The sequence below is a fragment of the Enterobacter sp. PL_is379 genome, from assembly GCF_055817355.1.
In genome coordinates this window covers 108,020-130,327 of record NZ_JBVPGT010000032.1, presented here as the reverse complement: position 1 = coordinate 130,327, position 22,308 = coordinate 108,020, and the positions used below count along the sequence as shown (strand labels likewise).

Annotated in this window: 22 protein-coding genes; 5 read left to right on the top strand and 17 right to left on the bottom strand. The window is 57.1% G+C overall.

The annotated features are described in order from the left end of the window. Positions 1-29: 29 nt before the first annotated feature. The 8 genes from AC0TOY_RS19475 to pmbA all read right to left on the bottom strand — a co-directional run bounded on the left by AC0TOY_RS19475 (position 30) and on the right by pmbA (position 4,920). Complete coding sequence (locus AC0TOY_RS19475) at positions 30-671, bottom strand: DUF4310 family protein (protein ID WP_024907276.1); 642 nt, start codon at positions 669-671, stop codon at positions 30-32. 13 nt (positions 672-684) lie between these two features. Further along, the gene (locus AC0TOY_RS19470; RefSeq protein WP_024907277.1) at positions 685-1,461 is read right to left on the bottom strand and encodes a DUF4311 domain-containing protein; all 777 of its coding nucleotides are present in this window, start codon (positions 1,459-1,461) and stop codon (positions 685-687) included. A 22-nt stretch (positions 1,462-1,483) separates the two neighbouring features. Further along, positions 1,484-1,783, bottom strand: coding sequence for a DUF4312 family protein (locus tag AC0TOY_RS19465; RefSeq protein ID WP_006810338.1), 300 nt, complete (start codon positions 1,781-1,783; stop codon positions 1,484-1,486). Positions 1,784-1,785: 2 nt separating this feature from the next. Next, complete coding sequence (locus AC0TOY_RS19460; protein WP_010427372.1) at positions 1,786-2,148, bottom strand: SFCGS family glycine-rich protein; 363 nt, start codon at positions 2,146-2,148, stop codon at positions 1,786-1,788. Between the two features lie 10 nt (positions 2,149-2,158). Beyond that, positions 2,159-2,497: a glycine dehydrogenase gene (locus AC0TOY_RS19455; protein ID WP_024907278.1), complete on the bottom strand. Its 339-nt coding sequence runs from the start codon at positions 2,495-2,497 to the stop codon at positions 2,159-2,161. Positions 2,498-2,894: 397 nt separating this feature from the next. After that, positions 2,895-3,095, bottom strand: a complete 201-nt coding sequence (locus AC0TOY_RS19450; RefSeq protein ID WP_032664104.1) for a hypothetical protein — start codon at positions 3,093-3,095, stop codon at positions 2,895-2,897. A gap of 44 nt (positions 3,096-3,139) precedes the next feature. Then, positions 3,140-3,526, bottom strand: coding sequence for a cytochrome b562 (gene cybC, locus AC0TOY_RS19445; protein WP_473722391.1), 387 nt, complete (start codon positions 3,524-3,526; stop codon positions 3,140-3,142). Positions 3,527-3,567: 41 nt separating this feature from the next. Further along, on the bottom strand, positions 3,568-4,920 hold the full coding sequence (pmbA, locus tag AC0TOY_RS19440) for a metalloprotease PmbA (protein ID WP_032643854.1): 1,353 nt from the start codon (positions 4,918-4,920) through the stop codon (positions 3,568-3,570). A gap of 95 nt (positions 4,921-5,015) precedes the next feature. Here pmbA and yjgA point away from each other — a divergent pair, with 95 nt between their 5' ends. Further along, a complete protein-coding gene (yjgA, locus tag AC0TOY_RS19435; protein ID WP_008501414.1) occupies positions 5,016-5,567 on the top strand; it encodes a ribosome biogenesis factor YjgA in 552 nt (183 codons plus the stop codon). Positions 5,568-5,640: 73 nt separating this feature from the next. Here yjgA and mpl read toward each other — a convergent pair whose 3' ends face one another. Further along, positions 5,641-7,020, bottom strand: coding sequence for a UDP-N-acetylmuramate:L-alanyl-gamma-D-glutamyl-meso-diaminopimelate ligase (gene mpl, locus AC0TOY_RS19430; protein WP_024907282.1), 1,380 nt, complete (start codon positions 7,018-7,020; stop codon positions 5,641-5,643). A 197-nt stretch (positions 7,021-7,217) separates the two neighbouring features. Here mpl and fbp point away from each other — a divergent pair, with 197 nt between their 5' ends. Together fbp and AC0TOY_RS19420 are read left to right on the top strand one after the other, a co-directional pair. Next, positions 7,218-8,216, top strand: a complete 999-nt coding sequence (fbp, locus tag AC0TOY_RS19425) for a class 1 fructose-bisphosphatase (protein ID WP_024907283.1) — start codon at positions 7,218-7,220, stop codon at positions 8,214-8,216. A 150-nt stretch (positions 8,217-8,366) separates the two neighbouring features. Then, on the top strand, positions 8,367-8,723 hold the full coding sequence (locus tag AC0TOY_RS19420) for a helix-turn-helix domain-containing protein (protein ID WP_024907284.1): 357 nt from the start codon (positions 8,367-8,369) through the stop codon (positions 8,721-8,723). Here AC0TOY_RS19420 and AC0TOY_RS19415 read toward each other — a convergent pair. From AC0TOY_RS19415 to ytfQ, 5 genes are all read right to left on the bottom strand, one after another. Then, complete coding sequence (locus AC0TOY_RS19415) at positions 8,695-10,266, bottom strand: methyl-accepting chemotaxis protein (RefSeq protein ID WP_048989433.1); 1,572 nt, start codon at positions 10,264-10,266, stop codon at positions 8,695-8,697. The two genes, AC0TOY_RS19420 and AC0TOY_RS19415, sit on opposite strands and share 29 nt — an antisense overlap. Positions 10,267-10,359: 93 nt before the next feature. Continuing rightward, positions 10,360-11,361 (bottom strand): galactofuranose ABC transporter, permease protein YjfF, encoded by a 1,002-nt coding sequence (gene yjfF, locus AC0TOY_RS19410; protein ID WP_023334296.1) that lies wholly within the window; start codon positions 11,359-11,361, stop codon positions 10,360-10,362. Continuing rightward, a complete protein-coding gene (ytfT, locus tag AC0TOY_RS19405; protein ID WP_024907286.1) occupies positions 11,348-12,373 on the bottom strand; it encodes a galactofuranose ABC transporter, ATP-binding protein YtfT in 1,026 nt (341 codons plus the stop codon). The genes yjfF and ytfT overlap by 14 nt, the downstream gene beginning before the upstream one ends. A 10-nt stretch (positions 12,374-12,383) precedes the next feature. Next, complete coding sequence (gene ytfR / locus AC0TOY_RS19400) at positions 12,384-13,886, bottom strand: galactofuranose ABC transporter, ATP-binding protein YtfR (RefSeq protein WP_024907287.1); 1,503 nt, start codon at positions 13,884-13,886, stop codon at positions 12,384-12,386. A 103-nt stretch (positions 13,887-13,989) separates the two neighbouring features. Continuing rightward, positions 13,990-14,946, bottom strand: a complete 957-nt coding sequence (gene ytfQ, locus AC0TOY_RS19395) for a galactofuranose ABC transporter substrate-binding protein YtfQ (RefSeq protein WP_014882271.1) — start codon at positions 14,944-14,946, stop codon at positions 13,990-13,992. A 309-nt stretch (positions 14,947-15,255) separates the two neighbouring features. Between ytfQ and ppa the strand changes: the two genes are divergently transcribed. Beyond that, on the top strand, positions 15,256-15,786 hold the full coding sequence (ppa, locus tag AC0TOY_RS19390; protein WP_010427397.1) for an inorganic diphosphatase: 531 nt from the start codon (positions 15,256-15,258) through the stop codon (positions 15,784-15,786). Between the two features lie 98 nt (positions 15,787-15,884). Next, complete coding sequence (locus AC0TOY_RS19385) at positions 15,885-16,208, top strand: hypothetical protein (protein ID WP_023334291.1); 324 nt, start codon at positions 15,885-15,887, stop codon at positions 16,206-16,208. 44 nt (positions 16,209-16,252) lie between these two features. Here AC0TOY_RS19385 and AC0TOY_RS19380 read toward each other — a convergent pair whose 3' ends face one another. Genes AC0TOY_RS19380 through tamA form a run of 3 tightly spaced genes read right to left on the bottom strand, consistent with a single transcriptional unit; the run spans position 16,253 to position 22,106 of the window. Beyond that, positions 16,253-16,597 (bottom strand): gamma-glutamylcyclotransferase family protein, encoded by a 345-nt coding sequence (locus AC0TOY_RS19380; protein ID WP_024907288.1) that lies wholly within the window; start codon positions 16,595-16,597, stop codon positions 16,253-16,255. A 2-nt stretch (positions 16,598-16,599) separates the two neighbouring features. Then, a complete protein-coding gene (gene tamB, locus AC0TOY_RS19375) occupies positions 16,600-20,376 on the bottom strand; it encodes an autotransporter assembly complex protein TamB (protein ID WP_473722390.1) in 3,777 nt (1,258 codons plus the stop codon). Further along, positions 20,373-22,106: an autotransporter assembly complex protein TamA gene (tamA, locus tag AC0TOY_RS19370; protein ID WP_024907290.1), complete on the bottom strand. Its 1,734-nt coding sequence runs from the start codon at positions 22,104-22,106 to the stop codon at positions 20,373-20,375. Before tamA ends, tamB begins: the two co-directional genes overlap by 4 nt. Positions 22,107-22,308: the final 202 nt, after the last annotated feature.

Below are 22,308 nucleotides of genomic sequence, written 5' to 3'. Positions count from 1 at the left end.
TAAGGCGGGCGCCGGAGCGCCCGCGGGTATTAAAGGGCGACCGGGAACAGCCAGCCCAACAGCATTGCACCCAGAATGGCGCCACCGGTGATCGGCTTCTGCCAGATGTAGAACACCAGCGCTCCCAGCAGGGAACCGACGCCGATAGGAATGGAGGCGGTCATGGCGCTCAGGATAATCAACGGCCCGAGGAAGCGGCCGGAGGCGTTGCCCGCGCCCATCATCACGTCTGCGCCGTAGGTGGAGTTGCTCTGGTTGATGGTGAACTTACGCGCCAGGATGATAACGTAGCCAATTGCCAGACCAATCACCAGGCCGGTGATCAGCGAAGCAATGAAGTTGGTCACCGGGAACATGATCCCCGCGCCCAGCAGCAGTGCCGGAACCCCGAGGCCCACGCCGGTCTGGATGGCGCCGCCGATATCCAGAATACCGACCAGCGACCCTTCGATAATTCGGGCGAACAGGAAGCTCGCGCCGAACGCCGCCACCGCGCCGTAAACGCCGGTATCGATGCCCGCTTTCAGCATCGCCACGAAGGCCACTTCGTTAAACGCACCGATGCCGTAGAGGTAGTACATGTGCGTCCCGGCGAAGACGCCGGAGGAGAGCAGGCCAACGAAGATCGGGAACGACCAGTCGGCATACCAAAAACCTTTATTCTGTTCCATTTAGAGGCTCCTGTTATTTACCGCTGAGCGAGTTGTGGATCATGTCGAGCCAGTTCGGCACGGTCAGATGGAAGGATTCGATCATCTTCATGTCGAAGCCGCGGAAGAAGCCGCTCAGCACGAAGAGCAGGACGATAGCCGCCATCATCACTTTGGTGACGTGGTTCCAGCCGCTCTCTTCCACGCCTTTACCGATCAGGATCCCCAGCACCAGGCCCGGTACGGCGTTGCCCATGATCAGCTGCGCCGCGCCGCCGAAGATGGTGGCCCAGAAGCCCGATTTTTTACCCGCGTCGATGGCCGCCAGCCAGAAGATCACCGGCATCACGGTGTTCACCAGCAGGTTCGCCGCCGGCACCAGCACCTTGACGGCGGTGACCTGAAGCGCAGCCGGTACGGAGGAGGCGGTAAGGTTAAGGAAGGTCACGACAATCATGCCGATCAGGCCGCAGGCAATCGCCATTTTGCGCGGATCGTGCAGCGTTTCGCCGACGTTACGGTTTTTGATCATCAGTGCAGCAGCACCCCAGTTCGGGATGATGCGGTGGTCAACGTCCTGTGTGAAAGCCCCTGCGGCCACGGAAGAGGCCCAGGCGTTAAAGAAGAAACCTAACCCAAAGGAGAAGTGGGACGCCGGATCCCCTTCACAGGAGTTCAGTTCCCCCAACGTACGAAACGCGCCCATACCCTGTGTGGTAGGCGCATGAAACATGCGTGCAGCCCCGGCTCCGACACCGACGCCAACCAGGCCGCCAATGATGAGCGATTTTATTAATATAATTAAGAACATCAGTCTGCCCTTTTATGAATAATCAGCGTTGCGTGACGAAATCCACCTGGTCGAGATTGATGGCTGTCACGTTGACGGTCACATCCAGCTCCACGCTGTAGGTGCGTCTTTCCCGGCGCAGAAAGAAGAACAGAAACGCTTCTTTACGCACCGCTTCTTGCGCCTGAACGACCTGCACATCCTGTGGCTCAATACGCAGTAAGATATGCGGTGAAGCTTTCATCACCGCGGCCTGAACGTGGTTGAGCGCGTCGGCAAAGGCGCGCGCTTTGGCGTCGCCTTTTCCCTTCACTCTCACCGTGGTTGTGAACTGTTCTTTCATGCTTATGCGCCGTATTTTTTCTGCCACGCCTGCACCAGACGCTCGCCCAGCTCTTCTTTATCCATAAAGCCGAAGCCCAGCACGTTGCAGCCTTCGTTGATGGCGGTCACGCCCTCTTCCACGGAACGCATGCCGTATTTGGCTTTGTAGCCATATTTGGTTTGGGCAGTGATGGCTCCCGCGCCGCCGCTGCCGCAGAAGGAGATGCCGAAGGTGGCGTTTTCCGCTTTCATCATGTCGCCGAGCTTCATGTCCGCCGCCATGCCCGGCACAACCACCGCGCGTCCACCTGCTTTTTCCACACCGGCAGCCACTTTCTGACCTTTACCCAGGCGATCGCCAATCACGACTGTAATCTGTTCCATGTGTTGCTCCTTAAAGGTTGTCTTTCGCGACTTCAAAGTGAACGGAGAGCAGCCAGGCTTCTTCATCAGGAAGATTGCCAAACTGCGCGACCACTTCACGGGCGAGCCGCATTGAATCCGGTGAAATTTCGTCAAACAGCTCTGCTTCAACCTCCGGCAGCGGCTCGCCGGTCACGGACCGGTGCGCCATGGCGCGCACGTGGGAGGTGAGCATCTGCTCCTGTACCGCATTGGGGATGATGTTGTTTCGGGCCAGCAGGGCATAAACCTGCTGCAGCATGGTGTTCGCGAGCTGTTCTGTTTGCTCCGCATGTTCCCCAACGTCGTTCATTACCGCTCCGTTAATCACTGGTCTTACCCCGTTAATGGCTCTGGAATAAAACTAACGTTGGGGGGGAATTGTTTGTAGCGAGTTGTTTTCCACTTCGAAGTGGAAAGGCGAGCCGCGACAGTGATCTGTGCCACATAAATGCGGTGAATCTGGATAAACCGCTGCATTTACGTGATGAATATCACGCTATTGCGCGGCCAAAACGGGGCAAGCAAAGCGGAAAAGATTACGAGCGGGCTCGTAGAAATGTGACGTGGATAAGGTTTTCTTATGGGGATCCGCTAGAGTGGCAACGGGTGCTTGAGACTGACCGTCTCAGGCATGGGACGGAAAGTGGAAAGCCCCGCCTGATAGAAAATCAGGGCGGGGGCTCGAAACGACACGTCGGACCGTGGAGTTCGCTACCTCGCCCGCTTTAAAGCAAGGAGGCATCCATGAAACGCCAAAACCCAGGCATTGGAGTTTTGATGATTATTGCTTTGACAATAATCATCTTAACGCTGGTGACGCGGAAAACACTGTGCGAGATCAGTTTTCGAAACGATTCTTTTGCAGTGACAGCGAGGATGGATTGTCGCTCCGGCCAGTAGGGAGCAAGGATGCGGGGGCGCGTCATGCGCCTCCGCATACGGGCAAAGGACGTACAGCTCAGGCACCCAATTAACGATACTTTTGGTGGTACGTGTTGCGCGTGGTCGCAAACTGCTCGGCCGCCGCCTGGGCTTCCTTCACTTTGCCTTCGTTAGCCAGCTTCAGCGCGCCGTCGATCTGGCCGACCAGCACGTCAAAGCCGTGGCGATAGTCTTTCATCTCTGCGCTGTCTGCCGCTTTGCTTTCCAGCTTCGGAGGCGTCGCTTTCTGTGCGTCCAGCGCCGCTTCACGCATTTTGGTCAGCGCGTCTTTCATTTCAGCCGCATTGTCCGTTTTCTGCACCACCTTCAGGTTTTGACCGAGGATGCCCATGTCGTCTTCAAGATCGGCAGCAAACACAGAAGAGCCAAGAACCAGCGTTGAAGCCGCGACGATCGCTAACAGGTGTTTACGCATTGCTCACTTCCTTTTTTATTATTAAAACGCCTTTACGGATATTACTGGCCGGCGATTTTCATTTCCGGCAGAAGTACAGAACCACACTGTATATTGCTACGTGTTTCAATATCGTTACCGACCGTAACGATATTGCGCCACATGTCCTTCAGGTTGCCGGCAATCGTAATCTCGCTTACCGGATACTGAATTTCGCCGTTTTCCACCCAGAAGCCCGCAGCGCCGCGAGAGTAGTCTCCGGTGATGCCGCTTACGCCCTGGCCCATCAGCTCCGTGACGACCAGGCCGGTACCCATCTCTTTCAGCATCTGCTCAAAGTTCAGGCCCTGCCCGGCAATGCGCCAGTTGTGGATGCCGCCAGCGTGTCCGGTACTTTTCAGCCCCAGCTTGCGCGCGGAGTAATTAGTCAGCAGCCACTGGGTCAGCACGCCGTCTTTGACGATGTCACGACGTTCGGTACGCACGCCTTCGCTGTCGAACGGCGTGGAGGCCAGCCCTTTCAGCAGGTGCGGATGCTCTTCGATGGTCAACCATTCCGGCAGGATTTGCTTGCCCAGCGAATCGAGCAGGAAGGTCGATTTACGGTAAACCGAGCCGCCCGCGATAGCGCCCACCAGATGACCAAACAGACCGGTCGCCACTTCGTTGGCAAAAATAACCGGGGCCTTCATGGTGGAGAGTTTGCGCGGCGACAGGCGAGACAGCGTGCGTTCGGCACACTCTTTTCCCACCCACTCCGGAGACTGCAAGTCCCCCAGCGCGCGGCCAATGGTGTAGGCGTAGTCACGCTCCATGTCTCCGTTCTCTTCGGCGATGACGCAGCTGGAGAGAGAATGACGGGTGGAGCAGTAGCCCTGCAGCATGCCGTGGCTGTTGCCGAAGACTTTGATGCCGTAGTGGCTGTTGAAGCTGCCGCCTTCAGTATTGGTGATGCGCTTATCCGCCTGCAGGGAAGCCTGCTCGGCGCGCGCGGCCAGTTCGATCGCTTCGTCCGGGGTCACTTCCGCCGGGTGGAAAAGATCGAGATCCGGCGCATCAAACGCCAGCAGGTCTTTATCCGCCACGCCTGCGTAAGGATCCGGGGAGGTATAACGGGCGATATCCAGCGCCGCCTGCACCGTACGGGCAATGGCATCCGGACTGAGATCGGTGGATGACGCGCTGCCTTTGCGATTCTGGTGATACACCGTGATCCCCAGCGCGCCATCGCTGTTGAATTCGACATTCTCCACTTCGCCATAGCGGGTACTCACGCTGATGCCGGTGGTTTTGCTGACCGCCACTTCGGCGCCATCTGATTTTTCTGAAGCAAGCATCAGAGCGGTGGAGACGGCTTCTTCAAGAATCTTACGCTGCGCTTCAACTTGTGAGGTTACTTTCATCGCAAATGCCATACTGTAAGAGAGAGTTATCTGAAGTCTAACAGAGAACCGTTTTTCAGTGCGCGTCTTAACTGGTAACATTAGCCTCTTTTTTTAAGGAGCCTGACATGACTAAGCAGCCCGAAGACTGGCTCGACGACGTTCCCGGTGATGACATCGAAGACGAAGATGATGAGATCATCTGGGTCAGTAAAAGTGAAATTAAACGTGACGCCGAAGAGTTAAAACAGCTTGGCGCGGAAATGGTAGAACTGGGTAAAAACGCGCTGGATAAGATCCCGCTCGACCAGGATCTGCGAGATGCCATTGAACTGGCACAGAAAATCAAAAAAGAAGGCCGTCGTCGCCAGCTTCAGCTTATCGGGAAAATGCTGCGTCAGCGCGATGTTGATCCGATCCGCCAGGCGCTGGACAAGCTGAAAAACCGCCACAACCAGCAGGTTGCGCTGTTCCACAAGCTGGAGCAGATCCGCGATCGTCTGATTGAACAGGGTGATGACGCCGTACCGGAAGTGCTGAACCTGTGGCCGGATGCCGACCGCCAGCAGCTGCGTTCCTTGATCCGCAACGCGAAGAAAGAGAAAGAAGGGAATAAGCCGCCGAAGTCTGCGCGCCTGATTTTCCAGTATCTGCGCGAGCTGTCTGAGAACGAAGAGTAATCCCCCTCTCCCCAGAGGGGCGAGGGAGAAAAGAACGTAGGCCCGGTAAGCGCAAGCGCCACCGGGCTTTTTTTTACGCGTCGGCGGCCGCTTCCGCTTTCTTCGTAAGGCCGTCCAGCAGCTTCTGATGGATCCCACCAAAACCGCCGTTGCTCATCACCAGAATGTGGTCGCCAGGCTGAGCGGCTTTCACCACCATATCCGCGAGCGCATCCACATCCGCGCTCCAGTGCGCAGGCTGAATGCAGGCATCGGCGACTTCCGCCACCTGCCACGGAATATGCTGCGGCTGCAGCAGGAAGACTTCATCGGCACGTCCTAATGACGGCGCGAGATCGTCTTTGCAGATGCCCATCTTCATGGTGTTCGAGCGCGGTTCCAGCACCGCCAGAATGCGCGCGGTACCGCCGACCTTGCCACGCAGGGCAGCAAGCGTCGCCAGAATGGCCGTTGGGTGGTGCGCGAAATCGTCATACACGGTAACGCCGTGGGCTTCACCGCGCAGCTCCAGACGGCGGCGGGCATTGATAAACGAGCCCAGCGCATTGGCTGCATCCGCAGGCAGCACGCCCACGTGACGCGCTGCTGCAATCGCCATCAGGCCGTTGTGCATGTTGTGCTCGCCCACCAGGCCCCACTTCACCTCACCCACTTTTTCACCGTCGAGCAGCACTTCCCACTCGGAGGCATCGGCGTTGAGTTTCTTCGCCTGCCAGTGGCCCTGCTCGCCCACCAGCTCCTGCTCGCTCCAGCATCCCATCGCCATCGTCTGTTTCAGGTTGATGTCGTTCTCCGGCAGGATGATGCGGCCCTGGCCCGGAACAATGCGCACCAGGTGGTGGAACTGTTTCTGGATCGCTTTCAGGTCGTCAAAGATATCCGCGTGGTCGAACTCAAGGTTGTTGAGGATCAGCGTGCGCGGGCAGTAATGCACGAACTTAGAACGCTTGTCGAAGAACGCGCAGTCATACTCGTCGGCTTCGATCACAAAGAACGGGCTGTCGCCCAGACGCGCAGAGACGTCGAAATTACCCGGTACGCCGCCGATCACGAAGCCCGGCTTGTAGCCGCAGGCTTCGAGGATCCAGGTCGCCATTCCGGCGGTGGTGGTTTTGCCGTGGGTACCGGCAACGGCAACCACCCAGCGGTCGCGCAGGACGAAGTCATGCAGCCACTGCGGGCCGGACATGAACGGAATATTGCGTTCCAGTACCGCCTCGACGCACGGATTGCCGCGGGTCATGGCGTTGCCAATGATCACCAGGTCCGGCTCGGGATCCAGCTGGCTGGCATCGTAGCCCTGAATTAAAGCGATGCCCTGTTTCTCCAGAAGCGTGCTCATCGGCGGATACACATTGGCGTCCGAACCTGTCACTTCATGGCCCAGCGAGCGCGCCAGCATTGCCAGTCCGCCCATGAAAGTGCCACAAATCCCCAATATATGAATGCGCATACGTCACTATCCTTCTTCAATGTGGCGCACATTTTACTCACATGTTAGCGGGTGTGAAACGCATTTCAGGTAAATCCGTATGTTGCTGGCGCGATTCACCTCTGCGCTAATATTTGAATGTTTGTTAAGATTGTTGGGCTTTAGTCGTTTTAGTGAACATACAATCGCTCTACTCACAAAGATGCAGGGAAAGTGTTATGAAAACGTTAGGTGAATTTATTGTCGAAAAGCAGCACGAGTTCTCTCATGCTACCGGTGAACTCACTGCTTTGCTGTCGGCAATAAAGCTGGGCGCTAAGATCATCCACCGTGATATCAACAAGGCCGGTCTGGTCGATATCCTGGGTGCCAGCGGTGCCGAGAACGTTCAGGGCGAGGTTCAACAGAAGCTCGATCTGTTCGCAAATGAAAAATTGAAAGCTGCACTGCGCGCGCGCGACATCGTTGCGGGTATCGCCTCTGAAGAAGAAGATGAAATTGTTGTTTTCGAAGGGTGTGAACACGCTAAATACGTTGTTCTGATGGATCCGCTCGACGGCTCCTCAAACATCGACGTTAACGTTTCTGTCGGTACCATTTTCTCCATCTACCGCCGCGTCACGCCTGTTGGCACGCCGGTGACCGAAGAAGATTTCCTGCAGCCGGGCATTAATCAGGTTGCTGCCGGTTACGTCGTTTATGGATCCTCCACCATGCTGGTGTATACCACCGGGTGCGGGGTTCACGCCTTTACGTACGATCCGTCACTGGGCGTTTTCTGTCTGAGCCAGGAGCGCATGCGCTTCCCGCAGAAGGGCAACACCTACTCCATCAACGAAGGCAACTACATCCGATTCCCGAACGGCGTGAAGAAGTACATTAAATTCTGCCAGGAAGAAGATAAAGCGACCCAGCGCCCGTACACGTCCCGCTATATTGGCTCTCTGGTCGCGGATTTTCACCGTAACCTGCTGAAAGGCGGTATCTACCTCTACCCAAGCACCGCCAGCCACCCGGACGGGAAACTGCGTCTGCTGTACGAATGCAACCCGATGGCGTTCCTTGCTGAACAGGCGGGCGGCAAGGCGAGCGACGGTAAAGAGCGTATTCTGGACATCGTGCCGGAAAGCCTTCACCAGCGCCGTTCATTCTTCGTCGGCAACAACCACATGGTTGAAGACGTTGAACGTTTTATCCGTGAGTACCCGGACGCGTAATCCCTCTCTTCAGGGGAGCCTGTCCGGCTCCCCTTGTCATTTATATATTTTACCGTATAAGTGCTTATAAAAAACATGCTTTAATATTCACCACTGCTCCTGCATTATTTCCATAACAGTTTGACAGATATTTCGTGGAGCAGAATCGCAATGAAAAATTATTCCCGTGCTAATACCGGCATTGATTTAAATCTTATCCCTGTATTTATTGAAATCGTCCGCTGCGGCAGCATGGCAAAGGCCTCTTTGCGTCTGGAGATGTCCCGTCCCGCGGTGAGTCTGGCATTAAAGCGCTTTAATCAACTCTTTGATGAGCCGTTATTTTTCCGTAAAGGTTTATACCTTGAACCGACCGAAAAAGCGTTAGCCTTAACCAGCTCGCTGGAAATATTAATGGGCGAAATTCACGATAATATCGGGGCGCTTAATTCCGGAAGGAATAAAACCCCGGCACAGAACGTACCGGGGCTGGGTAATATTATGCCGCGTTCTGAGTCGTCACTTTGAATGATGACATGGCTTCCATCAGCTGACGCGACTGCTCCTCAAGGGAGCGGGTCGCGGCGGAGGATTGCTGCACCAGCGCCGCATTCTGCTGCGCGGTTTCGTCCATCTGGTTCACCGCAATATTCACCTGCTCAATGCCCCGGCTCTGCTCCTGAGACGCGGTCGCAATCTCTCGCATCAGTTTGGTCATGCGCAGCACTTCGGTGGCGATCTCGTCCATCGTTTCGCCAGCCTGCTGGGCCAGCTCGCTCCCCTCGTTAACGTGGGTCTGCGAATCACTGATTAGCGTTCGGATCTCTTTCGCCGCATCGGCGCTGCGGCTGGCAAGGTTTCGCACCTCGCCTGCGACGACGGCAAACCCGCGCCCCTGCTCGCCCGCGCGCGCCGCTTCCACGGAGGCGTTAAGCGCCAGGATATTGGTCTGGAAGGCAATGCCGTCGATCACGCTCAGGATATCGGCGATGCGCGCCGAGCTGCCGGAAATATCGCGCATTTTTTCAATCACGTAGCAGACCATCTCGCTGCCGTGATCGGCCGTGTCAGACACCGATTTCGCCAGCTGGTGCGCCTGCTCGGCGTTATCGGCGTTGAGTTTCACCGTAGCGGTGATCTGTTCCATACTGGCTGCCGTCTGCTCCAGCGACGTGGCGGTGGATTCCGTACGCTCGGCAAGATCGCGGTTTCCCAGCGTCAGCTCGCGGCTACCGGTGTCAATTTGCGCGCTGGCATCGCGTACCCGCAGAACCGAGTTCATCAGCGACTGGCGCATCTCCTCTATCACCGCGTTGAGGCGGTTAAACTCCTGGCTCGCGGGGGCATTCAGCGTATGGGTTAAATCACCCGCCGCCACGTTCTCCAGTTGAGCAATGGAGGCCGAGAGCGGCTTGAGCAGCATATGACGCAGCACCAGCCAGGCGAGCACGATAATGCCCGCCGTCAGCAGCGCTGCGACGATAATCAGGATCAGGACGCGGGTTTTACTCGACTGCACGGCGCTCACTTCCGCCTGACCCCGCGCTTCGCTCCATTTCTGAAACGCCTGCATATCGTTATCAAACTGCTTCGCCACCGGAATCAACGTCTTCTCGAGCAGATCGTAATACCCGTCCGCGCTCTGGTCATTCAGCGTTTTCAGCATCGGGTTGATCCCCTGCTGGCTATACGTCGCCAGGCTGGCCGCCACTTTATCGAGCAGCTGCTGTCCCTGCTCGTCAGCCACGCCGCCGTCGATCACGCCTTTCAGCGTTTTCTGGGCCAGGGCAACTTCCTGATTGATGTTTTTTACCGCATTGGCCGCATCGTCCAGCATGCCGATTTCCATCATGCGGACGGCCTGACCCGCCTCATTGCGCGCGCGCAGGAGCAGCGTATAGCCTGAATTAAGCTGCACCATCTGCTCACCCTGAAGGTGATTAATACGCTGCAGCGAAGAAGAACTCTGTGTGAGGGCATAAATGCCAATGCCGCTGACAATCAGCAGCAGAAGGGTCATAACGGCCAGTAAAGAGAGCAAGCCGGTACGAATCGATAGCGTTTTAAGCATGATATTATTTCCGGTAGCGAGATATTTCTGGGCATAAAAAAAGATTATCGGCCGCTACCGGAAAATGTTTAGACTTTAAGCAAATTCAGCATGTTATCGCTCTGTTACCGATGTGTTTACGCGGGTAACAGGCGAGCTTTGACGGTTCTCCCAGAGCACCGTCAGCCCCCGCTGCAGGGCAATAAAAATAAACAGCAGAATGCCGATGGCGATCTTCGTCCACCAGGAGCTGAGCGTGCCGTCAAAGTTGATATAGGTTTGTATCAGCCCCTGAATCGCCACGCCGAACAGCGTCCCCAGCACCGTGCCCACCCCGCCGCTGAGCAGCGTGCCGCCAATGACCACAGAAGCAATCGCATCCAGCTCGACGCCCACGCCTGCAAGGGCATAGCCCGCCTGGGTATACACCGAGAAGACGATGCCCGCCAGCGTCGCCAGGCCGGTCGAGAGCATATAGATGCGGATGGTCGTGCTGCGGGTTGAAATGCCCATCAGGTTGGCCGACGTGGCGTTACCGCCGATGGCGTAAACCTGATTGCCAAACCGGGTACGATGGGCGAGGAAGATGCCAATCACTACCACGCCCAGCATCAGCAGCCCCATCGCGCTCAGGCGGCCGCCGCCGGGAATTTTCCACGCCAGGCTGGAGAGCGTGTCGTAGATGGGGTGGTTAATTGGAATCGACTCTTCCGACACCAGATAGCTCACACCGCGCAGGAAGAACATTCCCGCGAGGGTAATGATAAACGCCGGGATTTTCAGCGCGTCGATCAGCAGCCCCATAAAGGCGCCAAACGCACAGCCCATCGCCAGCACCAGCGGAAACGCCACCAGCGGAGAGATGCCCCAGAAGCCGATTGCCTTCGCGAGGAACACGCCCGTAAATGCGATCACCGACCCAACGGAGAGATCGATCCCGCCGGAGAGGATCACAAAGGTCATCCCGACGGCGATGATGCCTAAAAAGGCGTTATCGGTCAGGATATTGCAAATCACGCGCGTCGAGGCAAAACCGGGGAACTGCGTCAGACAGTAGAGGTACCCCAGCACAAACACGCCCAGCGTGATCATTAACGGTAAATTACGTTTTATCATGGCCACGGATCCCCTTAATGATGCTGACAAAGCGCGGTGACTGGACGATCAGCACGCAGAGCACGACCACGGCTTTCACCACCTGGTTGAGTTCCGGCTGGAATCCCGACAGCAGGATCCCGGTGTTCATGCCCTGAATGATCAGGGCGCCGATCACCGAGAGCAGCAGGTTAAAGCGCCCGCCCATCAGCGACCCGCCGCCGATCACCACCGCGAGGATCGCGTCCAGCTCCAGCCAGAGTCCCGCGTTGTTGGCATCGGCCCCGCGAATATCCGCCGCGACGATGACCCCGGCGATGGCGGCGCAGACGCCGCTCAGCACGTAGGTCAGCATTACCATCAGTCGGGTGTTGACGCCGGCGTTGCGCGCGGCGCGGATGTTGATCCCGACGGCCTCAATGAACATGCCCAGCGCCGTTTTGCGGGTGAAGAGCCAGAAGACAACGAGCGTGACCAGGGCAATAATCACCGGCGTCGGGAAGAACAGAAGGTTGCCGCTACCGAGCCACGCCAGGCTCGGGGAGTTGAAGGTCACAATCTGGCCGGAGGTTATCAGCTGCGCGACGCCGCGCCCGGCCACCATTAAAATCAGCGTGGCGACGAAGGGCTGGATTTTCAGCACCGCAACCAGAATACCGTTCCATAATCCTGCCAGCACGCCGGTGCCCAAGGCTGCCAGCAGGATCACCGGCAGGCTATGTCCGGCCACGGTCATGGAGGCGGCCGTAGCCCCGGCGATAGCCATCACCGCGCCGACGGAGAGGTCAATCCCGCCGGTGGCAATCACCAGCGTCATCCCGATGGCCAGCAGCGCCACGGGCGCGGCGCGGTTTAAAATGTCTATCGGGCTGCCAAACAGGCGGCCATCCTGCACGATGATCTGGAAGAAATGCGGCGCGACCAGGCTATCCACCAGCAGAACCACCAGCAGCGCCGCGATTTGCGGCGTGCCGGTTGGCCAGCTGAAGCGGCGCTTTGACTCACCGGTTTGCGAAAGCGAACGGGGCATCACGATTCACTCCTTATGCCGCGATGGCATTCATGATCGCCGGAACGGACAGCTTATCCAGCGGGATCTCTGCCACCTGTTTGCGATCGCGCATGATGATGACGCGATCGGCATAGCCCACCAGCTCTTCCAGCTCGGAGGAAATGACCAACAGCGCCAGACCGTCCGCGCACAGGGTTTCGATAAGCCGGATAATTTCGGCGTGCGCCCCCACGTCAATGCCGCGGGTCGGTTCGTCGAGGATCAGGAACTGGGGTTTGGTCAGCAGCCAGCGCGACAGCAGCACTTTCTGCTGGTTACCGCCGGAGAGGAATTCGATGGGCTGTTCCGCGCTCGGAGTGCGGATGCCGAGCTGGCGGATAAAGCGCTCGGCAATGGCGTTTTGCTCGCGCTTAGGGATCGGCCGTAGCCAGCCGCGCTGCGCCTGTAGCGCAAGAATGATATTTTCCCGCACCGAGGCCGCGGCAATAATGCCGTCCGTTTTCCGGTCCTCCGGGCAGAAGCCGACGCCCAGACAGGAGGCCTGATGCGGCGATCGCAGGGTCTGCGGTTTGCCCTTGATCAGCGCGCTGCCGCTGTCGGCAGGCTTGATCCCGAAGATCACCTCGGCGGTCTCGGTCCGGCCGGAGCCCAGCAGGCCCGCCAGGCCGACAATTTCGCCTGGCCGCACCTCAAGGTTAAACGGCGAGATCACCCCTTTTTTGCCGTAATCGCTGAACGCGGCGACCGGTTTCTCACTCAGCAGCGTGCGCCCCGCGCGCTGAAGGGCGTTGGTCTCCAGCTCGCGGCCAAGCATCATTTTTACCAGCTCGATCTGCGGCAGCTCGCGGGTTTCGCGGCAGCCGACAAAGCTGCCGTTGCGCAGCACCGTAATGCGATCGCTCACCTCATACACCTGATCGAGGAAGTGGGTGACGAAGATCAGGCTGACGCCCTGATCGCGCAGCTGGCGCATCAGGGTAAAGAGCATCTCCACCTCCTGGGTATCGAGGCTGGCGGTGGGTTCGTCGAGGATCAGCACCTTTGCGGAGAGATCGATCGCGCGACAAATGGCGACGATCTGCTGCATCGCCACGGAAAAGCGGTTCAGCGGCTCGCGGACGTCGAGGGAGAAGCCGTACGATTCCATCAGCGTTGTCGCCCGCGCTTCCATCTCTTTGCGGCGCAGCAGGCCAAAACGGCGTGGTTCGCGGCCAATAAACAGGTTATCCGCCACCGACATATTCGGCAGCAGGTTCACTTCCTGGTACACCGTCCCGATCCCCAGCTGCTGGGCATGGGCGGTGTTTTTGGGCGAAATGGCGTTACCTTCCAGCCAGATGGTGCCGCGGTCAGCGTGATAAACACCGGTCAGGGATTTAATCAGCGTCGATTTTCCCGCGCCGTTCTCGCCCAGCAGCGCCATGATCTCCCCGCGCCGCAGGCTGAAATCAACGCTATCCAGCGCTTTTACGCCGGGGAAGAATTTACTCAAGCCCTCTGTGCGGAGGATTTCCTGGTGTTGTTCAGTGGTCATGGTTTCCCCCTGCATCAAGCCGGATGGCGCTACGCTTATCCGGCCTACAAAAGAGCGTATCGTAGGCCGGGTAAACGCAGCGCCACCCGGCAATTTCACTGGATCAGTAGCCCATATTTTTCTTCTTCTCTAACTCTTCTTTCGCCGTATCAGGCAGGTAAAGGGTGGACTTGGTGACCGTCACCTTCTCCGGCATCGTGCCGTCTTTCTTGAATTTCTCCAGCGCGTCGAATGCCGGACCCGCCATGTTTGGCGTCAGCTCCACGCTGGCGTTGGCTTCGCCGTCGATCATCGCTTTGTAGATGTCCGGCACGCCGTCGATAGAGCCGGTGAGGATATCTTTGCCCGGCTTCAGACCCGCTTCTTTAATCGCCTGAATCGCACCGATCACCATGTCATCGTTGTGGGCGTAAACCATGCAGATGTTCTTGCCGTTGTTTTCAGCCTTAATGAAGCTCTCCATAACCTCTTTACCTTTACTACGGGTAAAGTCGCCGGACTGAGAGCGGATAATCTTAATGTTTGGCGCTTTCGCGATGGCTTCAGCAAAGCCTTTTTTACGGTCGATGGCCACGCTCGCCCCGACGGTACCCTGCAGCTCAACGACGTTACACGGCTTGCCGTCGACCTGCTTCACCAGCCAGTCGCCAATCAATTGCCCTTCAAGCACATTATTGGCGGTGACGGTGGTCATATAGAGGGATTTGTCTTTGACGTCGATGGAACGGTCGAGCAGGAAGACCGGGATCTCAGCGTCTTTCGCTTCCTTCAGGACGGGTTCCCAGCCGGTCGCCACGACGGGTGCAATAAAGATGGCATCCACGCCCTGGGCGATAAAGGAGCGCACGGCTTTGATCTGATTCTCTTGTTTTTGCTGACCATCGGCGATTTTCAGGGTAATGCCGCGTTTCTGAGCCTCGCTTTTCGCCACGTTGGTTTCTGCCGCTCGCCAGCCAGATTCAGAGCCGACTTGCGAAAAACCTACGGTTAAGGGAGCGGCCATCGCCATAGACGACATGGCTGCCGAAACTGCTGTGACCAGGAGTAAGCGCTTCCACATATGAACGTCCTCGTAGGGTGAGTTATTGTTGGTTAAAAGATGTTCTGCGGAATGACTATAGCCCATGAAATATGTAACGAATTGCGTTACATCACACTTCAGAAAAGTGAATAAAACGTTAATCACAAGTTTGTAATCGCTTTCATTTCGCCATGAAAAATGCGGCTGAGTTTATGGATTTTCCTGTCATGGAATCGGTCTGAAAAGTGGAGAAAGCGGGGAGATAAAGCGAAAACAGGCGGAGACATTCAGCGCGAGTTGGCTATAATACCTGCCACTTGTTTACCATCCATTTTAAAGGACACCGACATGAGCTTACTCAACGTCCCAGCGGGTAAAGAACTGCCAGAAGACATCTACGTAGTTATCGAAATCCCGGCTAACGCAGATCCGATCAAATACGAAGTGGACAAAGAGAGCGGCGCCCTGTTCGTAGACCGTTTCATGTCTACTGCGATGTTCTATCCGTGCAACTATGGTTACATCAACCACACCCTGTCTCTGGACGGTGACCCGGTTGACGTGCTGGTCCCAACGCCATATCCACTGGAGCCAGGCTCCGTCATTCGCTGCCGTCCAGTTGGCGTGCTGAAAATGACCGACGAATCCGGTGAAGATGCGAAGCTGGTTGCAGTACCGCACACCAAGCTGAGCAAAGAATACGATCACATCAAAGATGTGAACGACCTGCCAGAGCTGCTGAAAGCGCAGATCACTCACTTCTTCGAGCATTACAAAGACCTCGAAAAAGGCAAGTGGGTTAAAGTTGACGGCTGGGACAACGCAGAAGCAGCGAAAGCGGAAATCATCGCCTCTTTCGAACGCGCTGCTAAGAAGTAATTCTTACTGCTGATTGATGAAAGCCCCGCATGTCGGGGCTTTTTGTTGCCTTTGAAAAAGACATACACTCCTGACCATCAAGATCGTGAGCGTTATACATGCTAAGTTTCTTTCTTCAAAGCATCAAGATGGGCTACATAAAGGCGTTTGACTGTTACGGCAAAGACAGCAAATGGCAGTATCTCTGCATCATGACATTCCAGCTTGCCTGGTTTTTGTTTTACTTATGGATCCCTTATCGAAGCGATTATGCGATTCTGCTGTTTTTACTGTTTTTCCTGCCCGTCATTTCAAGCAATACGCGGTGCATAAACTACTATGGCCGTTCACGCGCCCTGTGTTTGTTATGGCTTATAGCCCCCTACATCATGCTGTTCGTTCCTCTTTTTTTAACCCGGCGCCGGGATACGGAAGAGAGTTGAAGGAACAAAAAAACAACGCCACCTCACGGTGGCGTTGTCGTTTTTCAGTACTGGTCTCTGTCTAACCAGTTACCGCTTACAATCCGCGTTAACCCTTCGACCGGACGCTGGTAGACATACATCCACGCACTTCCGTACGGCGTCTGGATCAACTGGCGCGCGTATTCACCGCCCCTGGTGCGCAAGGCATCAAGTTCGGCAAGCGTCGCGTTATCAATACGATAGACTTCACCCTGTACTGTTCCTTCGCCCGGAACCGCGCCTGGATAGTGGCCCAGGCTGTACAACTGGTAGTTCTCGATATTGTAATTCCCCAGCAGCAGAGCATTGGTCATCCAGTGACTGTTGCCTTGCCTGGTTCTTAAACTGCCGTAGACAAATATTCGCATTGCTAAAACTCAAACTGATAGAGCAGATCAAGTGCCTGGTCTACGCCGGACACTGCTTCCAGATATAGCTTAGGCATCAGGCGATAGCGTAACGTGAGTGTTGCCAGTGAGTCAAAGATCCCCACACCATATTTTACCTGCAGACCCGGCAGTACATAGCCGCTGACCACCACCTGCGAGGAGTCACCCACGCCCTGGGTGTCCAGCGCCAGATTGCTTACGCCGAACGTCTCGCCGATTTTACCCACAACCTGCCCACTTTGTGCAACCCCCAGCCCCACTAACATCGAGGTCATCGCCGCACTGTCGCTCTGACCGCTGTCGAGACCTTGTCCACGCAGCAGGTAAGAGAGAGCCTCCTGCTGGGACATCGCCGGGTCAGAGAAGATCTCCGCCTTCGGTTCGTCAGCAGAACCGGTGACGCGTACCCCAGCAATGACGTCGTTTTCCGTCGCTTCCGGGTTACGAATCGCTTCGATGTTCAACAGGGGCTGATCCGGTGGGCCGGAGAACAGCAGCTCGCCTTTGCGAACAATCAGATCCTGACCATAGGCATGGAAACGCCCTTCAGGAATGTTGATCTGCCCGTTCAGGCCAAGCCCTTGTTTATCCTGCGCCACTTTCAGGTCGCCCGTGAGCCTCGCCTTCAGCCCAAACGCATTCAACCGCACGTTATTCCCCACGTGCACGGTAAGGTTACTATTAATCGGTATGCCAGCGCTCTTCTGTTCGACAGGTTTCAGATTTTCATTGAGCATAACTTCATCACTTGAGACGCCGACCGCACTTTCCGGCACGTCGTGAACCACGATGCGCGCCCACGGCACGTCGACACGACCGTCAAGCGTGAAGAGGCTTGGCGTGGCTTCAAAGACCACATCAGGCGAGACGTCCAGGCGCACCATCGGCGGTACGGTGATGCGCACCTTACTGCCCTTCGCGGCAATACGGGCGCGCCAGTTGTCGAGCTGGCTCCAGTCCGCGTCGCCGCTCAGGTTAATTTGCCCTTGCTGCGTTAATACCGAGCCGCTCAGCGTCGAGCTCATGCCGTTGAAGTTCATCGCGATCTGGCTGGGCTGCATGTCAAACGGCATGAAGTTGCCGTCAATATCCACGCCGCTGAGCCGCATCTGACCGAACAGCTGCGGGCTTTGCGCGTTGCCGGCCAGGCGCAGGTTAGCGTTCAGCATGCCTTCGGCTTTTTCCCCGCGCGCAAAAATCGGGTTCACCATCGCCAGGTTGAAGTTTCGGATGTTAACGTTGCCGCCCAGATTACGCCGTCCCTGCGGGTCGGTAATCTGGACCTGACCATCCAACTGACCGTTATTGGTCAGGCGGATTGTCCACCCCAGCTGTGCGCGATTGTTATGCAGATCGGCACTCAGGTTCAGGGTGTCGAACGCCACCGGCAGCGGCGCGTCGTTGACCTCCTGCGTCACCTTCACGTTACGCCCGGAGAGCGTCACGCTGCCCTGCGGCAGCCCCTCTTTGGTGGTGTCCCAGGCGACATCGGCTTTCCCGCTGAAGACGCCGCTCGCCTGCGTGGTATCCGGCATAAACGGTTTTAGCATCGCCAGATCGAAGCGGTTGAAGTTGATCTGCGCGCGCCCTTCCGCGCCCGCATCGATGGTCTGCGGCACGCACAGTTCCGCATTCGGGTTGGTCCAGCAGTGTGGCCCAATACTGATCTTCTGCTCGGCGTTGCGGTAGTCCAGCGCAATCGAGCGCGACAGCGCCAGCGGCCCGACCGGCGTAGTGAAGCGGGTGTTATCCAGCGTCCCTTTCCAGCGCTCCTCTTTGCGGTCGAAACTTCCCGTCAGATGGAGCTGGCCGGAGACCGGCTCACCCTGCACCCGCAGCTGCAGGTCGTGCTGCTTCTCGTTGCCTTTAGCGTCCAGGGTGACCAGGCTAATGTTCACGTCCGGCTGAGAAATACGTTCCACGCGCAGGTTCAGGTTACCGCCGATCTGGTCGGTGGATTTCACATCCCCCTCCACGCGAACCCGGGCAACGCTCAGCTCCTGCCAGCGCAGGTTATTGGCGGTGATATCCGCCAGCAGCTGCGGCGCGTCTACCGTGCCGCGCACCTTCACGAGCCCCTTCGCCGTACCGCCAAGCCCCGGCAGGGCGTTATCCAGATTCGGCGCGTCGATGGTGGCATCCAGATTGAGATCTTTCACCCCCAGCTCGCCTTTGATATCCGCCGTGTTGCGACCCAAGGCCACGTGCAGGCCCGGGATAACCCACTGCAGATAGCTGTTGCCTTTCACCGAGCCTTCAACGTTTACCTTGTTCTGCTTCACGTTCCCGGTGAGCTTGATCTCCGGCACGTCCATCTGCCACGTGCCGCCGTACAGGCTGCCGCGCGTTTTAATCAGGCCATCCAGCTTCGACGGCCAGTCCGGCACCTCTTTGGCGGTGTTAATGCCCGTCAGCTTCAGCTCGCCGCGCCAGCTGATCGCCTGCTGCCAGTCGAGCAGCGCGGTCAGCTCGGTTTTGCCCTCCAGCGCCGCGACGGTCAGCTTGTCGAGGTTGACCTGCTGCTCGTTGCCCTTCGCATCCAGGGTGATGTTCGCGGGCGGCACGCCCTGCCCCTTCACCGCGGTGCGGAACGAGAGCGTGTAGTCGGTCATCTTGCCGCTCAGCTTCAGCTTCAGGTCATCGGCCTGGAACTGCTTTTCACCGGTGAACGGCCAGGAAAGCTGCTTGCTGACAACCTCAAGATTGAGCGGCAGCCCGGCCTCCGCCAGTTGCGTTTGCGCACGCAGGGCCATATCCACCGGGCCGGAGAGATTCACGCCAACATCGAGCTTATCGCGCAGCGCCCCGCCCACCTTGACCTTCACTTTCTCGCCTTTCAGCGGGTCAATGTTCAGGGTGCTATTCAGCGTGATATCCACCGGCCAGCTGTCGCGCAGCAGGGCATTACCTGACGCATTCACCGAGCCCTGGTTGGTGTCGATATCCAGCGCGTCGAGCTTCATGTTGCCGTCAATGCTGCTGACCTTCAGCAGCATGGTGTAGACCGTCAGGTCGGTATCACCGGTCAGGCGCAGCTGTTCGCCTTTGAATTCCTCGATGTTAAGGTTCAGCGGCAGATGAACGTCGGTCATTTCCGGCAGCACTGGCTTCGAGAAGAGGTCTTTCAGCGTTTCGCCCAGCGGCTTCTCTTCCGGCTGCGGGTTCTGGATCTTCGGCTCGACGATCTCTTCCTGCGCCACGTCGGCCACTTTCGGCAGCGCGATCAGCAAGCCCTGCAGGGACGTTGGCGTCAGAGTGAGGTTTTTCTCCTGCCAGCGCAGGCCGGAGGTGAAATCCATCACGGACACGGTGGTGTCGTCGATTTTGATATTGACGTTATCGAGCGCCACCCGATAAAGCGCGATCGGGTACGGCGTGGAGAGATTCAGCGGGCCGCTGTCTTCTTCTTCAACCGGCGCAGACTTCGGCATTTTCTTTGAATCTATCGCCACGTTGACATCTTTTAGCGACAGATCGTTGACGCAGAGCTTGCTGTCACGCAGACAGCCCAGCTTTACCGCGAGATGGAACTCCCCGGCGTTGACCGCCACGCCCGGCTGCTCATAGCGGATGTTCTTCAGGCGCAGGTCGCGCCAGCCGCCCGTCACCTGACCAATCTCCAGCCCCGGCACCCAGCGGTTCGCGGCGTTAAACAGCAGATGCAGCCCGGTCGTCGTTCCTACCAGAAACGCCACCGTCCCGAGCAGCAGCACGATAAAGATCAGCACCCCGAGGCTTATTTTCTTCCATAAACTCATAATTCAGGCCCCAGACCGATGTAAAACTGTAATCCGTGTTCATCTTTGTCGCCGACAGGCACGGCAAAATCGAGCTTGATGGGCCCGACGGGTGACTGCCAGCGCACGCCGACGCCCGCGCCGGTTTTAAAGTCGCTGCGGCGGATATCGTTTACCGCTTCACCGCCGTCAACAAACATCGCGCCCCACCACTTTCCGCTGACGTTGTACTGGTACTCCAGCGAGCCCGTCGCCAGTTTTGACGCACCGGTCAGCTGGCCCTTTTCGTTCTCAGGTGAGATCGATTTGTACTTATACCCGCGAATGCTGCGGTCGCCCCCGGCGAAGAAGCGCAGGTCCGGCGGAACGCGCTCGAAGTCTCCCGTTTCAATCCAGCCGAGATTGCCGCGCATCACAAAGCGATGTTTGTCGTACAGCGTACGGATCCAGACGTTTTGCGCCTGCATGACGGAGAAGTCCACGTCGGAGCCCCAGGCGGAGTTGGAATAATCGATGGAGTAGCGCTGCGAGTCGCCCCAGGTCGGCATCAGGCCCCCACGCGAGCGGGTACGGCTGATCATCACGCCCGGATAAAGCAGCATGGTGGTATTGGTGACGTTGGCCTGGGTAAAGTGGTCCAGGCTCCAGCGCAGGTTAATGGCGCGCTGCCAGCCGCTGGAGAGATCCCAGAAGCGGGAGACCGCAAGCGTCGTAGAGTCCTGCTTTGTGTCGTTTAAATCGGTGCGCTTAAAACCGCCCTGCAGAAGGTAATATTGCTCAAGCGGATTTTTCAGCAGCGGCATTTTGTAGCTGAAGTCCAGCTGCTGCTCGGGCGCAGAGAGGCTCAGGCTGGTGGTCAGGCTGTGACCGTACGAGTTCATCCACGGTTTTTTCCACGAGGTTTTCACGCGTGGTCCCACATCCGTCGAGTAACCAACACCGGTCTCAATGGTGTTCTCGGTGCGCGGCGAAACAACGCCATGCAGCGGCAACACCTTGGTTTTGCGAGACTTATCAAATTCCGGCGCGACAACCACGGAGTTAAACCAGCCGGTAGCAGAGAGGCGTCGGTTCAGCTCTCCGAGATCGCTCGACTGGTAGTAATCCCCTTTTTTGAACGGCACGAGGTTTTGCAGGTACTCTTCACGAATTTGCGAACCTTCAAACGTCACGTCGCCAAAGCGGTAGCGTTCCCCGCTGTCGTAGTCGATATCCCAGAAGGCCTGACGTCGCGCCAGCGCAATGCCCAGCTGGCTTTTGTTGAACTGGCTGTCAAAGTAGCCCTTACGCAGGGAAACGCTCGTCAGCTCTTTTTTGAAATGGTCGTAGTCACCGTGGTTGAGTACGGTGCCGACTTTTGGCCGCGTGCTGAGCAGGTCCAGGTAGTCCCGATCGGTACGCGCCCCGCCGCGCAGGATGACGTTCGTGCCGCCAATCAGTACCGGCTCGCCCGGCGAAACGCGGGCAATGAGGACCTGGCGCCCCTTCTTTGGCGGCGGGCGAAGATCAAAATCAATGGTGGGTTCGTAATACCCCAGCGCTTTCAGCCCCTCGCGGATCGCATCATCGACGCGCGCGCGAAAACGCCGGTCCGGCGTCACCTCATCACTCTGGATGGTCGATAGCTGCGCACGCACGTTTTTTTCCAGCGCCCCGGATAACCCCTCAACCTGCAAACGGACATTCGCCGCGCTGGCAATCCCGCTTGTCAGCAACACACTGACTAAACATAACTGGCGGATTTTTGTCACGTTTTCTCCTGAATATCCCTGTTTCCACCCTGGAAGCAAATGAAGTGCCGCTCCGCGGCAAAATACGGCCTGTTGGCCAAAAACCCGAATCGCGGGTTGAAAATGGGTGTAACACCCAAATATTTCTTATGATTAAATCTAGACTCATTCAGCGCATTTATTGTGTTCAATTAAACGCTTCGTGACAACCTTAACTGAAACA

Bases quoted from the DNA above. Each gene is read 5' to 3' on its own strand.
- AC0TOY_RS19475 (WP_024907276.1), bottom strand. From the start codon at position 671: ATGGAACAGAATAAAGGTTTTTGGTATGCCGACTGGTCGTTCCCGATC.
- AC0TOY_RS19470 (WP_024907277.1), bottom strand. From the start codon at position 1,461: ATGTTCTTAATTATATTAATAAAATCGCTCATCATTGGCGGCCTGGTT.
- AC0TOY_RS19465 (WP_006810338.1), bottom strand. From the start codon at position 1,783: ATGAAAGAACAGTTCACAACCACGGTGAGAGTGAAGGGAAAAGGCGAC.
- AC0TOY_RS19460 (WP_010427372.1), bottom strand. From the start codon at position 2,148: ATGGAACAGATTACAGTCGTGATTGGCGATCGCCTGGGTAAAGGTCAG.
- AC0TOY_RS19450 (WP_032664104.1), bottom strand. From the start codon at position 3,095: ATGACGCGCCCCCGCATCCTTGCTCCCTACTGGCCGGAGCGACAATCC.
- cybC (WP_473722391.1), bottom strand. From the start codon at position 3,526: ATGCGTAAACACCTGTTAGCGATCGTCGCGGCTTCAACGCTGGTTCTT.
- pmbA (WP_032643854.1), bottom strand. From the start codon at position 4,920: ATGGCATTTGCGATGAAAGTAACCTCACAAGTTGAAGCGCAGCGTAAG.
- yjgA (WP_008501414.1), top strand. From the start codon at position 5,016: ATGACTAAGCAGCCCGAAGACTGGCTCGACGACGTTCCCGGTGATGAC.
- mpl (WP_024907282.1), bottom strand. From the start codon at position 7,020: ATGCGCATTCATATATTGGGGATTTGTGGCACTTTCATGGGCGGACTG.
- fbp (WP_024907283.1), top strand. From the start codon at position 7,218: ATGAAAACGTTAGGTGAATTTATTGTCGAAAAGCAGCACGAGTTCTCT.
- AC0TOY_RS19420 (WP_024907284.1), top strand. From the start codon at position 8,367: ATGAAAAATTATTCCCGTGCTAATACCGGCATTGATTTAAATCTTATC.
- AC0TOY_RS19415 (WP_048989433.1), bottom strand. From the start codon at position 10,266: ATGCTTAAAACGCTATCGATTCGTACCGGCTTGCTCTCTTTACTGGCC.
- yjfF (WP_023334296.1), bottom strand. From the start codon at position 11,361: ATGATAAAACGTAATTTACCGTTAATGATCACGCTGGGCGTGTTTGTG.
- ytfR (WP_024907287.1), bottom strand. From the start codon at position 13,886: ATGACCACTGAACAACACCAGGAAATCCTCCGCACAGAGGGCTTGAGT.
- ytfQ (WP_014882271.1), bottom strand. From the start codon at position 14,946: ATGTGGAAGCGCTTACTCCTGGTCACAGCAGTTTCGGCAGCCATGTCG.
- ppa (WP_010427397.1), top strand. From the start codon at position 15,256: ATGAGCTTACTCAACGTCCCAGCGGGTAAAGAACTGCCAGAAGACATC.
- AC0TOY_RS19385 (WP_023334291.1), top strand. From the start codon at position 15,885: ATGCTAAGTTTCTTTCTTCAAAGCATCAAGATGGGCTACATAAAGGCG.
- AC0TOY_RS19380 (WP_024907288.1), bottom strand. From the start codon at position 16,597: ATGCGAATATTTGTCTACGGCAGTTTAAGAACCAGGCAAGGCAACAGT.
- tamB (WP_473722390.1), bottom strand. From the start codon at position 20,376: ATGAGTTTATGGAAGAAAATAAGCCTCGGGGTGCTGATCTTTATCGTG.